The 13,082-nt window shown below is 31.4% G+C and carries 15 protein-coding genes; 10 read left to right on the top strand and 5 right to left on the bottom strand.

What is annotated here, in order from left to right; translation table 11 throughout:
- Positions 1 to 14 precede the first annotated feature (14 nt).
- From WA327_RS09290 to dapF, 4 genes are read right to left on the bottom strand one after another with little or no spacing between them, the layout of a single operon-like run.
- Complete coding sequence (locus WA327_RS09290; RefSeq protein WP_336069843.1) at positions 15 to 923, bottom strand: DUF2279 domain-containing protein; 909 nt, start codon at positions 921 to 923, stop codon at positions 15 to 17.
- Positions 920 to 1,963, bottom strand: a complete 1,044-nt coding sequence (mltG, locus tag WA327_RS09285) for an endolytic transglycosylase MltG (RefSeq protein ID WP_336068972.1) — start codon at positions 1,961 to 1,963, stop codon at positions 920 to 922. Before mltG ends, WA327_RS09290 begins: the two co-directional genes overlap by 4 nt.
- Complete coding sequence (locus WA327_RS09280) at positions 1,953 to 2,486, bottom strand: GNAT family protein (RefSeq protein WP_336068969.1); 534 nt, start codon at positions 2,484 to 2,486, stop codon at positions 1,953 to 1,955. Before WA327_RS09280 ends, mltG begins: the two co-directional genes overlap by 11 nt.
- Positions 2,480 to 3,259 (bottom strand): diaminopimelate epimerase, encoded by a 780-nt coding sequence (dapF, locus tag WA327_RS09275; protein ID WP_336068967.1) that lies wholly within the window; start codon positions 3,257 to 3,259, stop codon positions 2,480 to 2,482. The genes WA327_RS09280 and dapF overlap by 7 nt, the downstream gene beginning before the upstream one ends.
- Before the next feature lie 128 nt (positions 3,260 to 3,387).
- Between dapF and WA327_RS09270 the strand changes: the two genes are divergently transcribed.
- From WA327_RS09270 to WA327_RS09260, 3 genes are all read left to right on the top strand, one after another.
- Complete coding sequence (locus tag WA327_RS09270; protein ID WP_336068966.1) at positions 3,388 to 4,806, top strand: trypsin-like peptidase domain-containing protein; 1,419 nt, start codon at positions 3,388 to 3,390, stop codon at positions 4,804 to 4,806.
- Positions 4,807 to 4,997: 191 nt separating this feature from the next.
- Complete coding sequence (locus WA327_RS09265) at positions 4,998 to 6,446, top strand: glyceraldehyde-3-phosphate dehydrogenase (protein WP_336068964.1); 1,449 nt, start codon at positions 4,998 to 5,000, stop codon at positions 6,444 to 6,446.
- Between the two features lie 129 nt (positions 6,447 to 6,575).
- The gene (locus WA327_RS09260) at positions 6,576 to 7,202 is read left to right on the top strand and encodes a hypothetical protein (RefSeq protein ID WP_027878726.1); all 627 of its coding nucleotides are present in this window, start codon (positions 6,576 to 6,578) and stop codon (positions 7,200 to 7,202) included.
- Between the two features lie 80 nt (positions 7,203 to 7,282).
- Here WA327_RS09260 and WA327_RS09255 read toward each other — a convergent pair whose 3' ends face one another.
- Positions 7,283 to 8,131, bottom strand: coding sequence for a DUF2911 domain-containing protein (locus WA327_RS09255; protein WP_336068959.1), 849 nt, complete (start codon positions 8,129 to 8,131; stop codon positions 7,283 to 7,285).
- A gap of 146 nt (positions 8,132 to 8,277) precedes the next feature.
- On the opposite strand from WA327_RS09255, the gene WA327_RS09250 reads away from it, so the two are divergent.
- The 7 genes from WA327_RS09250 (at position 8,278) to WA327_RS09220 (ending at position 13,046) form a co-directional block, all read left to right on the top strand.
- A complete protein-coding gene (locus WA327_RS09250; RefSeq protein ID WP_336068957.1) occupies positions 8,278 to 8,607 on the top strand; it encodes a metalloregulator ArsR/SmtB family transcription factor in 330 nt (109 codons plus the stop codon).
- 10 nt (positions 8,608 to 8,617) lie between these two features.
- Positions 8,618 to 9,073: a DUF6428 family protein gene (locus tag WA327_RS09245; RefSeq protein ID WP_336068955.1), complete on the top strand. Its 456-nt coding sequence runs from the start codon at positions 8,618 to 8,620 to the stop codon at positions 9,071 to 9,073.
- A 10-nt stretch (positions 9,074 to 9,083) separates the two neighbouring features.
- Positions 9,084 to 9,692, top strand: a complete 609-nt coding sequence (locus WA327_RS09240) for a protein-tyrosine-phosphatase (protein WP_336068953.1) — start codon at positions 9,084 to 9,086, stop codon at positions 9,690 to 9,692.
- Positions 9,693 to 10,346, top strand: coding sequence for an aquaporin (locus WA327_RS09235; protein ID WP_336068950.1), 654 nt, complete (start codon positions 9,693 to 9,695; stop codon positions 10,344 to 10,346).
- Between the two features lie 83 nt (positions 10,347 to 10,429).
- Complete coding sequence (locus WA327_RS09230) at positions 10,430 to 11,089, top strand: TetR family transcriptional regulator C-terminal domain-containing protein (protein ID WP_336068947.1); 660 nt, start codon at positions 10,430 to 10,432, stop codon at positions 11,087 to 11,089.
- An 11-nt stretch (positions 11,090 to 11,100) separates the two neighbouring features.
- Positions 11,101 to 12,414: an AarF/UbiB family protein gene (locus WA327_RS09225; protein ID WP_336068944.1), complete on the top strand. Its 1,314-nt coding sequence runs from the start codon at positions 11,101 to 11,103 to the stop codon at positions 12,412 to 12,414.
- On the top strand, positions 12,414 to 13,046 hold the full coding sequence (locus WA327_RS09220) for a flavin reductase (RefSeq protein WP_336068942.1): 633 nt from the start codon (positions 12,414 to 12,416) through the stop codon (positions 13,044 to 13,046). Before WA327_RS09225 ends, WA327_RS09220 begins: the two co-directional genes overlap by 1 nt.
- Positions 13,047 to 13,082 lie beyond the last annotated feature (36 nt).

Here is a 13,082-nt window from a genome sequence, read left to right as displayed (position 1 = left end):
CATGTTAAGAAGTGTTAAAAGTAGACAAAGTGCCCAACTAGCTTACCATTACCGTTAATTTCTAATGTAGGAAATGGTACTTTAACTACGTTAAATACGTTAAAAATTTGCTTTAAAAATTCAGATTTAGTTTCAATTTTAGTTAAATCTACATCAAGACTTAGATAAAATTGCCTACTTCTTTTTTGATTAGGAAAATTGAGTTGTTGTAAATTAGATTCGCCATACAACAATCCATCAACACCGTAACCAACAGCAACATTTAACCATTTAGGCAGTTTACTTTCTTTAAAAAACGAATGTAAATTAGCACTTAACCAATACGTTTGCCCATTATAATCTTTAAGAAGTTCTTCTAACATACCACTACCCAACTTATTTGGGTTTTGAGAGGCAAAACGTGTTCTATTAAAAGAGTATTTTAAACTAATGCGCTGCTCTTCCCAAAGTAATTCTTGTCCAATAAATAATCCTGAACCAGCTGCGTTTGCTGCAAAATCTCCCCAAGAAAATCCCCATTCTTCAGAAAATCCATCTAAAACTTCAACACCAGTTAAAAACATAAAACCTAGTGAGCCGCCATAAATTAACTGATTTTTCTTGCTTACTCCTGCCCAATTTAATGTTTGAGCTCCAAATCTTCCTAAATGATAAGCAGTAAATGTATGCCCTAACTTATCCATTTGAAACCATTCTGAATTATCATTTATGGTATGAAATTTAGAACGTTCATAATCTGCGTACCATAATTGATTTAACCCAAGAAGTGTAATTCCTCCTAAAGTGCTTTCGGTTAGTATAACAGCGTTTCTTCTTTTTACATTTAATGTGTCGCTTGGCTTAAAAAAAGAGCTTTGTTCTGTTTGACTAAATACAGAACTAACACAAAAAATTATAAAAATTAAATATCTAAACAAGCCTATCTATTTATACCTTGACTGCTAATCCATTGTGTGTACAATCTCTTATTAGCATTATGTTGCGCTAATGTCTTAGCAAATTTATGATAGCCAAAATTTTTAACATCTGCTACAAAAAACATATAGTCATGTTGCTCTGCATTTAAAACAGCATCTATAGCAGAAACGTCTGGCATTGTGATTGGTCCTGGTGGAATACCAGGATATTTATAAGTATTGTATTTTGAATCAATTTCTAAATCTTTGTAAAGCACACGTTTTATAACTTGATCAAAATTGTTTTCTTTAAGTTTCTTAGCGTAAATCACAGTTGGATCTGCTTCTAAAGGCCATCCTTTTCTTATTCTATTTAAATAAACACCTGCAACTCGTGGTCTTTCGTCTACTTTAGCTGTTTCTTTTTGAACGATGGATGCAATGGTCATTACTTCGTTTACAGATAATTTTAATGCTTTTCGTTTTGCTTGTCGTGAATCATTCCAAAAACGATAATATTCACCCAACATTTTATCTCTAAATAACTCTGGTGATGTATTCCAAAAAAACTCATAAGTATTGGGAACATACATATTCATCACGGTTTGCTTAGTAAAGTTTTTTTCTTTTAAAAATGTAGAATCTGTCATTGCTTTTAATAACGACAAACTATCAGGCTCTATTTGTTGCGCTATACGACCAGCTAAATCCTCTATACGTTCTTGGTTATTAAAACTCAGCTTTATTGGTAAGTTATTACTTCTTATAGAATTGATAATATCATTATTACTCATTCCTTTTTTTACAGGAAATCGTCCAGCTTTAATATTAGTTGTATATTTTTTTTGAACCGCTAATGCATCAAAACTATCAATGTCTTTTAACAAAGGTTCTAATTGCTCTCTAACTTCTGCATAAGTTGCATTGGTAGGCACGTAAATGTATGCCGTTTCATTATTAAATGCCGTATTTGGCTTAAGCATTGCATTGTATACAAAATAGGCAAAATAACCCGCTATAACTAATCCAATTAAGGCTATTGCTAAGAGTATTTTTTTAATGTACATTAGTATTTATTAGTTGAAGTAAGTATTCGTTTTTATAGCTTCCGTTAAGGTAATTCCAGTCTTTTTTTAAACCGATTTCTTCAAATCCTTGGTTTTTAAATAGGTTTAAACTTGCTGCATTCTCTTCAGAAATATTACAATATAATTGATGTAAATCTAAGTGTTTAAAACTATATTTTATCAATAGTTTTAAAGCTTCTTTACCATATCCTTTTTGTCTATCGGTTTCAGATTTTACCAATATACCAATTCCTGCGCGTTTGTTTTTTATATCAAAATCAAACAAATCAATCATGCCAATTGCAGTATCTACATAATTACAAATTACTAGTCGCAATTGCTTGACTTCATAAATATCTTTATAAGCATTTTCTAGATATTGCTTGATTAAATATTTAGAATATGGTGTAATGGTGTTGCTTATTTCCCAAATGGTTTCATCATTTTCAATATGATGAATAAACTCTAAATCCTCTGGTTCTAAAGCACGTAAATAAATATGTTCTCCTTTTAATGTTAACATTCTATTTCGCCTTTAAAAACTTGAGTTGCTGGACCAATTAACATCACATTTTTATAAGTATCTTCTACTTTATCAAAAGATACTTTTAATTGTCCGCCTTCTACGTTTAGATTAATAGTTTTTGACGTACTTTCTCCTGAATCATACATCGCAATTGCTACTGCTGTTACACCAGTACCACAAGATAAAGTTTCGTCTTCTACTCCTCTTTCATAAGTTCGAACAGCAAAGGTATTTTCGTTAATTTTTTCTACAAAATTCACATTACTACCAGCTTGATTGTATGGTGCTCCATAACGAATCTTTTCGCCTTCTGCTTTCACATTAAACGTCTTTAAATTATCAACAAACTGAACATGATGTGGCGATCCTGTATCTAAAAAATGATGCGTAGTAAAACTTTCAATAGTATCAACATCTTTCATTTGGAGATGTACTAAACCATCTTCAATCTTTGCGTGATGTAAACCATCTATTGCATAAAATGTAGTTTTGTTTTTAAAAATGCCCAGAAATTCCGCGAAAGCGACAATACAACGTCCGCCGTTACCACACATAGTACTTTCGTTTCCATCTGCATTATAATAAACCATTTTAAAATCTGCTTCCGGATGATTTTCTAATAAAATCAAACCATCTGCGCCGATGCCAAAACGTCTGTCGCATAAAAACTTAACGCTTTTGGTATCATTTTTGTCAAATATTTTTTGTCTATTATCAATGATAACAAAATCGTTGCCTGTACCTTGATATTTATAAAATGTTAAAGTCATTAACGGTTAAAAAATTGAATGACAAATATAGCATAATTGTGCTGTTAAATAGTCGTTAAAGTTGAAATAGACACTCAATATTTAATTAATTTTAATCGTTAATTCTAATAAACCTAAACTAAATGCACATGAAGAAGTTGATTACTTTGGTTTTTGTTTCTGTATTAGGAGGCGCAATTACTCTAGGAACTTATAAAACCTTTCTTGAAAAAGAAAAACCACAAATTGCACAACAGGCTACCATAGAACAGCCAAGTTTTTTACCAACCAATTTAAATACCACAAAGACAGCTCTTGCTGCTGCCGAAAATATTGATTTTACTAACGCTGCCGAAAAAACTGTACACGCAGTTGTACACGTTAAAAACGTAGCTATCACCACTGCTCAACCAACGTTACAAGACCTATTTTATGGTCGTGTACCACAACGTAGACAGTTAGGAACTGGTAGTGGCGTAATTATTTCGCCAGACGGATACATCATTACCAACAATCATGTTATTGAAGATTCTGAACAGTTAAGCGTTACTTTAAACGATAACCAAACACTAGAAGCTACAATAGTTGGTACCGATCCAAATACAGATATTGCTCTATTAAAAGTTGAAACTGAAGAAGATTTACCGTACGTTACTTTTGGAGATAGCGATACTGCTAAAATTGGCGAATGGGTTTTAGCAATCGGTAATCCATTCAATTTAACATCTACAGTAACTGCAGGAATAATCAGTGCAAAATCTAGAGATTTAAGTGGAAAAAATATACAATCTTTTATACAAACCGATGCAGCAGTTAACCCAGGGAATTCTGGTGGCGCTTTAGTAAACACCAAAGGAGATTTAATTGGAATTAATACCGCTATTAGCTCTCAAACAGGTTCTTATATAGGGTATTCTTTTGCTGTGCCAAGTAATATTGCTAAAAAAGTAGTGCAAGACATTATGGAATATGGTAATGTACAAAGAGGATTGATTGGTATTGTACCGAGAAACCTAGGCACTTTTACCTCAGAAAAGTTAGGCGTTAATGAAACAGAAGGTGTTTATATTGAAGAAGTTGAAGAAGACTCAGGAGCAGAAAACGCTGGTTTAAAAGTTGGTGATATTATAAAGGAAATTGATGGATTAAAAATTTCTAAAGAATCTGATTTAAGAGGTTACCTTAATTCAAAACGACCTAACGATATAATTCACGTTAAAATTTTAAGAGATAACGATATCATTGAAAAAGAAGTTAAGCTTCTTAAAAACAATAGATACATTTTACCAGTAATTGGAGAAGTTAAAAATGCCGACTCTAAAGATTTAAAGAAATTTAAAGCTGAAAATGGAGTTAAAATTTCTAGACTTAATGGTAGATATCAAAACTATTTATCTAATGAAGGCATTGTAGAAGGAAATATAATAACATCTATAAACAACATTAAAGTAAACTCTGTTGATGATGTAAAAAAGGTTATTGAAAACAGAAGTCAATTTGATCCTGTAAGTATTGAATTAATAAATTCAAAAGGAGAAAAAGTTAAATACGGACTTCCAAACTTTTAAGATATTTAATTCGATTTTATCTTGTTTTAAAAGCACTTCATCATAAAAATGAAGTGCTTTTATTTTTTTATCATTTTTTGTTTTACGAAAACGTTTGAAATCTATACTTTTGCCAAAAATTATAACGGACTGTTATTTTAATAAAAACAGTCTATTTAAACTTATATCAACACAACAAACTAAAACACAAAATGTCTATTAACGAAACTTACGAAAACGAATTAGCGTTTCAGGCAGACCGACGAAGAGCAACTGTTGAATTTATTAAAATTGTTAGCGATTTATGGTACGACAAATCCATAGAGCTAGTATTATTTAGAAACCAATTAATCGACAGAAATGTTTCTGAAATTTTAAACCTTCATGAATATGCTGGCGAATTTGTTCAAAAACCAATTTCAATTTTTGATTCTGTTGAAATTGCTCAAGCAATCAAGACTCTTGATATACCAGCTTCTAAATTAGATATTGGTAAATTAACTTACGAGTATCATTTAGAAGAGAAAAAATACAGTAACGCAATGTCTTTTGTGGCAGAAAAATTAAAAGATGCCAAAATGAAGGAAAACGTTACGCCTAAAGATGTAGTTTTATACGGTTTTGGTCGTATTGGTCGTTTATTAGCCAGAGAACTAATGACTAGAACAGGTAAAGGTAGCCAATTACGTCTTCGTGCTATTGTAACTCGTGGTCAATTAGATGAAACTGTTTTAGAAAAACGCGCATCTCTTTTACGTAATGATTCTGTTCACGGTGATTTTCCTGGGACAGTAAATACAGATTTAAAAAACGAAGCTTTAATTATCAATGGTACAACTGTAAAAATTATTACAGCCAATCAACCAGAAGATATAGATTATACTAAATACGGTATTAACAATGCTCTAATTATTGATAATACTGGTGCTTTTAGAGATAAAGAAGCTTTATTAAGACTTAAAAACTCTAAAGGTGCAGACAAAGTATTATTAACAGCGCCAGGTAAAGGTATTCCTAACATTGTTTACGGTGTTAACCATTTAGAAAATGATCCTGATAAAATTGATATTTTCTCTGCTGCGTCTTGTACAACAAATGCTATTACGCCTGTTTTAAAAGCTATGGAAGATACTTATGGTGTAAAAAGCGGACATTTAGAGACTATTCACGCATACACTAACGATCAAAACTTGGTAGATAATTTTCATAAAAAATACCGTCGTGGTCGTGCTGCAGCTTTAAACATGGTTATTACCGAAACTGGTGCAGGACAAGCAGTTTCTAAAGCATTACCTAGTTTTGATGGTAAATTAACATCTAACGCTATTCGTGTACCAGTACCAAACGGGTCTTTAGCCATTTTAAACTTAGAATTAGAAACTAAAACATCTGTAGAAGGAATAAACGCAACCCTTAAAAAGTATGCTTTAGAAGGCGATTTAGTAGAACAAATTAAATATGAAATGAGTGACGAGCTTGTTTCTAGCGATATTGTTGGTAGCTCTGCGCCTTCTATTTATGATAGCAAAGCAACTATTGTAAGAAAAGATGGTAAAAATGCAATTTTATATGTGTGGTATGATAACGAATATGGTTACAGTCACCAAGTAATAAGATTAGCAAAATATATAGCTAAAGTAAGACGTTTTACTTACTATTAAAATCCAAAACACTTTTTAAAAACGTATATATAAAGCCTCACAATTGTGGGGCTTTTTGCTATCTTTAAACCGCAAAGAGTGCATTTTATATTTTTAAAAAAACATAAAACTTAAAAAACAAATCTTAAGATGTTAAAAATCAAAAGTTTCCCTATTTTATTCTTATTACTTTTTTTAGTCACTTTTTCTTCATTTTCTCAAACAGAAAATAACGAAGATGAGTTATCATTAGATTCTGGTACCTTAGATAGTCAATTTGAATACGTTATTCAAAAATCTAATAGTTGGAGAGATGAAAGAGGTCAAAACTATGAAGTCATTAAAAGCAACTGGTTATCTAAACTTAAATCTCATACATTAGACTCGTTAAAAGCTGTAAAAAACGAGTTAGTAACTACGCAAAACACAGTTAAAAATCAAAATGAAGAAATAGAACGTTTAAAAAGTAGCTTATCCTCTACTAAAACAAACTTAAAATCTACTAAAGAAGAAAAAGATAGTATGTCTTTATTTGGCATACAAATGAGCAAAAGCGGATACAATGGATTAATGTGGAGTATTATAGCTGTTCTTTTAGCCTTTTTACTTTTCTTTATTTTTAAATTTAAAAATAGTAATAGCGTAACCCGAGAAGCAAAATCTAAATTAACAGAAGTTGAAGAAGAGTTTGAAGAACATAGACGTAACGCTTTAGAACGTGAACAAAAAGTGAGACGTCAATTACAAGACGAGTTAAATAAAAATAGAAATAGTTAATTCTACTACATAAAATAAAAAAAGCGCAATCATAACGATTGCGCTTTTTATCTCAAAATCTAGATATCTAAAGATCTAATTTACATTGCTCCCCATTCTTTTAAAGAGTCTTTATTCATTTTGATATAATCTGCGTTACCAGCTTTTTCAGCACCTTCTAAACTTGCTTTTGCAGCTTTAATTGCTCCTTTTTTATCACCAGCTTTTGCTTTAATTAATGATTGTTGACGTAACCACCAAAATCTTGGGTTCTCTTTAGTCATTTCAATAGCTTTATCCATCCAAACAACAGCTTTGTTAATGTCTTTACCTGATTCTAAATAGTAACGTGCAGCTGCATAATAATCATCTGCAGATGGTCCATTCATTACATTATTAATAGCAGCTGTTACTGCTTTATCTGTAGGTACTTCAAACTTTACAGCTACGTAAGTTTTTTCCCACATAATTCCTAATACAGCAGAATCATTTGTTAAATCATCAAAAGACACAGTAAAAGTTTCAATATCCATTGGTATATCATAAACTTTTGCATTTACTTTTGCCGCTACTTTGCTATCATCCCACTTTTGTGGTGTTCCCCAATTATTTGTATCACTATAAAAAATTACTTCCCAGTTATCCTTATTAGGCTTAGAAAAGATAGCATAAGATCCTGCTTTTAAAGTAGACTCTCCTACCATAACATCTGTACTAAATGTAACCATCGTATTTTGGTTTGCTCCTGTACGCCAAAGTTTACCGTAAGGAACTAAATCTCCAAAAATAGTACGACCTTTCATAGATGGTCTAGAATATTCTACAGTAACATCTGTTAAACCAACCTTTTGTTCCATTTTTTGTGAAGGACTAGGTTGTGGTGTTTCAATTTGCGCATTTACAGTAAAAGTAACTGCAAATACCATTAAAAGTGTAATTAACTTTTTCATTTGGTTTTGGTTTTAAGTTTTAGAAGCATAAAATTACGTATAGATTAGTCTTTAATTGTTAACAAAAACTTAAAAAAGATGAAATTTTCTTGGCTGAAAATTTTATTAATCGTAATATTGCTATAAACAAATATACAAATATAATTATGGGATTAATTAAAGCCGAAATGTTTACCGAAGACCAAAACCAATTAGCCTTGTACTTTAAAGCGTTTGGTCATCCTGCTCGTGTTGCAATAATTCAACATTTATTTAAAATTAATGCTTGTGTTTGTGGTGATTTGGTAGAAGAAATTGGCTTAGCACAACCCACAATTTCTCAACATTTAAAAGAATTAAAAAACTTAGGCTTAATCCAAGGAACTATTGAAGGCACTAGCGTTTGTTATTGCATAAATCAAGACAATTGGTCTAAAATGAAAGACGCTTTAAACTCTTTTTTAAACACAAAAACTAACACTAACTCTTGTTGTTAAAACATATATTATGACATTATCAGAAATTAAAAATCATTTAAAAAACCTAGACACTATTGCGTTTGTTTTACCCGATGGTAGTTTAGTACCAAACCATTTTCATGTTACCGAAGTTGGTAAAACCACAAAACATTTTATTGATTGTGGCGGAACCGTAAAACAAGAAAAAAAGGTGAATTTTCAATTGTGGAATGCTAATGATTACGATCACAGACTTCATCCTGAAAAATTAATTCATATTATCGAATTATCAGAAGATATTTTCAACCTAAAAGATCTTGACATTGAAGTTGAATATCAAGGAGAGCAAAGCATTCAAAAATTTGGTTTAGACTATAAAGACGGTCAATTTTTATTAACATCTACACATACCAATTGTTTAGCCAAAGACAAATGCGGTATCCCAGAAGAGCAATTACCAAAACAAGAAGAAGCATGTTGTGCACCAGGTTCTGGTTGCTGTTAATTTAATTAAAATGAAAACAAGCCTTAACGACTATATTAAAACATTAGACGTTTCTTCAATTAGCAAGAAACGTCTAGATGTTTTAAACCCTTTGGTTGAATACATTCAATTCAAAAAAGATAAAAATCAAGCTATAAATCTCAATTTTATCTGTACTCATAACTCTAGACGCAGCCATTTATCACAAATTTGGGCTCAAACAATAGCTCATTTTTTCAATATTGAAAACGTAACGTGTTTTTCTGGAGGAACTGAAGCTACAGCTATGTTTCCAAAAATTGCTGAAACTTTAGAAAAAACTGGATTTGATATCATAAAACTTTCCGAAGGTAACAATCCAATTTACAGCATAAAATTTGATGACAATTCGCATCCCATTATTGGGTTTTCTAAAACTTACGACCATAAGTTTAATCCAAAATCAAACTTTGCTGCAATTATGACTTGTTCTAGTGCAGATCAAGGCTGTCCGTTTATTTCTGGTGCCGAAAAACGCATACCAATCACTTACGAAGACCCAAAATTATTTGACAATACCGATTTGCAAGACGAAAAATATTTAGAACGTTCCAATCAAATTGCTACTGAAATGAAATATGTTTTTCAAAAAATAAATTAAATGAAAAAATATATAGCAGAAACTATTGGTACTTTTGGAATGATTTTTTGTGGTTGTGGTGCAATGACAATTGACGAAATTACCAATGGTAGCATATCTCACGTTGGTGTGGCTTCCGTTTGGGGATTAATTGTAATGGCAATGATTTATGCATTTGGAGCAACGTCTGGTGCGCATTTTAACCCTGCAGTTTCCATTGGGTTTGCGGTTGCAAAAAAGTTTTCTTGGAAAGAAGTTCCTAAGTATTTTTTATTTCAACTAATTGGAGCAATTGTTGCAATTGCTTTACTGTGGTTTCTATTTCCAGATAGTAAAACTTTGGGAGAAAGTATTCCAGCAAGTGGTTTTCCTGATTATAAGGCTGCAATTTTAGAGTTTATTCTCACCTTTATATTAATGACAGTAATCATCCATATCTCAACAGGAAGCAAAGAAGTTGGGACTATGGCTGGTATCGCAGTTGGTGGTGTTATTTTATTAGAAGCTATGTTTGCTGGACCAATGACAAAAGCCTCTATGAATCCTGTCCGAACCATCGCTCCTGCTCTATTTACAGGACATCTATCACATGTATCCTTATATATTTTTGCTCATATTTTAGGTGCAGTTTCTGCAGTAATCCTCCATAAATCTTTCAAAACAAAAAAATCATAATACAAAGTCTTGTTAAATTTTGTTTAACTATTCCTAAAATAAGTTAAACATTTTATATCTTTATGCTATTAAATTTCACAGTAATGGCAAAAAAGAAAAACATCACCGCTAGTAACATCATTTCATTTTACATGGATTATGTGCTAGAACATAACGAGCAACCTAAATCTGTTTACGCTTTCGCGAAAGAAAATAATTTTGAAGAAGCTAAGTTTTACGAACATTTCGGAAACTTTGAAGCTATAGAAAAAGGTATTTTTAAAGCCTTTTACCAAAATACAATCACTGCATTACATGCTAGCGAAGATTACCAAAATTTCGAACCTCGAAATAAACTATTAAGTTTTTACTTTACTTTTTTCGAAAACCTAACAGCTAACAGAAGCTATGTGGTTTATGCACTTAATCAGCATAAAAACAAGCTTAAAAACTATGTGGTTTTAAAAGATTTAAAATCGCATTTTACGCACTACATTTCAGAATTAGGTATAGAGCTTATCGAAACTAAACAAGAGCAAATTGATAAACTTCAACAAAAAAGTTTAAAAGAATCTGCTTGGATGCAATTATTATTAACCATCAAATTTTGGATGGATGATACGTCTCCATCTTTCGAAAAGACAGACATCTTTATAGAAAAATCTGTCAATACAAGTTTTGATGTATTAGACATTGCTCCAATAAAAAGCCTAATAGATTTTGGTAAGTTTATTTACAAAGAAAAATTTCAAATGAACTCTTAATTCTCATTCTATTGAAAACTATAGACAAAATACCTGTTTCAAAAATATCTCGTGCAACCAAATTAGTATCTACAGGTGCTAAAGTTGGTGTTAATTACCTAAAATATTATGGTGATAAACTTACAAAATCAGAGCTTGAAGCTAAAGAACGTTTAAATAAAAACAACGCAGACGATATTTACGACAGTTTAAAACAACTTAAAGGAAGTGCTTTAAAAGTAGCGCAAATGCTTAGTATGGAAAAAAGCATTTTACCACAAGCCTATGTAGAAAAGTTCTCGTTGGCACAGTTTTCTGTGCCGCCATTATCGGCACCTTTAGTTAAGAAGACTTTTAAAAAATATTTTGGTCAATTACCTAGCCAAATCTTTGACACCTTCAATCTTAATTCGGTTAATGCTGCCAGTATAGGACAAGTACATTTAGCTGAAAAGGATGGGAAAAAACTTGCTGTGAAAATTCAATATCCTGGTGTCTCAGAAAGTATTTCTAGCGATTTGGCTTTGGTAAAACCTATAGCTATCAAAATGTTTAATATTAAAGGAAAAGATAGCGATAAGTACTTTAAAGAAGTTGAAAATAAACTTATTGAAGAGACTAATTACATCCTTGAAGTGCAACAAAGTAAAGAGATTGTAAAGGCTTGTAAACACATTCCTAATCTTAAATTTCCTGAGTATTATGAAGATTTATCTTCAGAACGTATCATTACAATGGATTGGATGGAAGGCGAACACCTTTCTGAATTTACAGCTCATAACACCAACCAAGAGTTAGCCAATCAACTTGGGCAAGCGCTTTGGGATTTTTATATGTATCAAATGCATGTGCTTAAAAAAGTACACGCAGATCCGCATCCTGGTAATTTTTTAGTGTCTAAAAAAGGCGAATTAATTGCTCTAGACTTTGGTTGCATGAAAACCGTACCAGAAGATTTTTACACACCTTATTTTGAATTAGCAAAAAAAGAAAGTCTTGAAAACAAAGACATTTTTACTAAAAAAATGTTTGAATTAGAAATTTTAAGAGAAGATGATAGTCCTGAAGAATTAGAATTCTTTTCAGCAATGTTTCATGAGTTATTAAGCTTGTTCACGCAACCTTTTCATGTTGATACATTTGACTTTTCTAATCCTGAATTTTTTAATGCTATTTCAGAAATGGGACAACGTTACAGTAAAAATACAGAGTTAAGAAAAATGAACGGTAACCGCGGATCTAAGCATTTTATTTACATCAACCGTACGTTTTTTGGCCTTTACAATTTAATGTTCGATTTAAAAGCTAAAGACATCAAAATCAATAATTTTAAAAACTTAAAATAATGAAGCATTTCAGTAAAAAGCACATAGACGAAATGCATCATTTGTATCGCATAAACCTTATCAATAGTGTTTCAGGATTTAAAAGTGCTAATCTAATTGGCACAAAATCTAAAGATAATGTTGAAAATGTAGCGGTATTTAGTTCGGTAACGCACGTTGGTAGCAATCCGCCACTTTTAGGTTTTTTTTGCAGACCTACAACCGTTTTACGCAACACTTACGAAAACATAAAAGCAACTGGCGTTTACACGATTAATCACATTCATAAATCAATAATACAAGATGCGCATCATACATCGGCTAAATATGATGCTAATATTTCAGAATTTGAAGTGACTAATCTAAATTCAGAATATAAAAATAACGGCTTTGCTCCTTTTGTAAAAGATGCGCCAGTTCAGCTTCAAATGAAATTTGTTCAAGAGTATTTCATTAAAGAAAATGATACTATTCTTGTTTTAGGTGAAATTGAAAATCTTTTTATAAACGATAATTTATTAGAAAATGATGGTTTTGTAAATCTTTCTAAAGCAAATGTTGCCACCATAAATGGATTAGATACTTACGCCATTCCTACTCTAGAAAAACGCTTAGAATACCAAAGACCTAAAACAGCAGTCAGTAAACAATAGGCAGTAGACTCTAGAAAATAAAACTAGCGACTAACC

Origin of the sequence: Mesoflavibacter sp. CH_XMU1404-2 (assembly GCF_037029465.1) — a bacterium.
In the GTDB taxonomy this organism is placed as follows: domain Bacteria; phylum Bacteroidota; class Bacteroidia; order Flavobacteriales; family Flavobacteriaceae; genus Mesoflavibacter.
The sequence above is the reverse complement of the archived record's forward strand: the minus strand, read 5'-3'. Positions and strand labels throughout refer to the sequence as shown.

Excerpts from the sequence above, each read along its gene's own strand:
- mltG (WP_336068972.1), bottom strand. The coding sequence starts at position 1,963 with ATGTACATTAAAAAAATACTCTTAGCAATAGCCTTAATTGGATTAGTT.
- WA327_RS09280 (WP_336068969.1), bottom strand. The coding sequence starts at position 2,486 with ATGTTAACATTAAAAGGAGAACATATTTATTTACGTGCTTTAGAACCA.
- dapF (WP_336068967.1), bottom strand. The coding sequence starts at position 3,259 with ATGACTTTAACATTTTATAAATATCAAGGTACAGGCAACGATTTTGTT.
- WA327_RS09270 (WP_336068966.1), top strand. The coding sequence starts at position 3,388 with ATGAAGAAGTTGATTACTTTGGTTTTTGTTTCTGTATTAGGAGGCGCA.
- WA327_RS09265 (WP_336068964.1), top strand. The coding sequence starts at position 4,998 with ATGTCTATTAACGAAACTTACGAAAACGAATTAGCGTTTCAGGCAGAC.
- WA327_RS09260 (WP_027878726.1), top strand. The coding sequence starts at position 6,576 with ATGTTAAAAATCAAAAGTTTCCCTATTTTATTCTTATTACTTTTTTTA.
- WA327_RS09255 (WP_336068959.1), bottom strand. The coding sequence starts at position 8,131 with ATGAAAAAGTTAATTACACTTTTAATGGTATTTGCAGTTACTTTTACT.
- WA327_RS09250 (WP_336068957.1), top strand. The coding sequence starts at position 8,278 with ATGGGATTAATTAAAGCCGAAATGTTTACCGAAGACCAAAACCAATTA.
- WA327_RS09245 (WP_336068955.1), top strand. The coding sequence starts at position 8,618 with ATGACATTATCAGAAATTAAAAATCATTTAAAAAACCTAGACACTATT.
- WA327_RS09240 (WP_336068953.1), top strand. The coding sequence starts at position 9,084 with ATGAAAACAAGCCTTAACGACTATATTAAAACATTAGACGTTTCTTCA.
- WA327_RS09235 (WP_336068950.1), top strand. The coding sequence starts at position 9,693 with ATGAAAAAATATATAGCAGAAACTATTGGTACTTTTGGAATGATTTTT.
- WA327_RS09230 (WP_336068947.1), top strand. The coding sequence starts at position 10,430 with ATGGCAAAAAAGAAAAACATCACCGCTAGTAACATCATTTCATTTTAC.
- WA327_RS09220 (WP_336068942.1), top strand. The coding sequence starts at position 12,414 with ATGAAGCATTTCAGTAAAAAGCACATAGACGAAATGCATCATTTGTAT.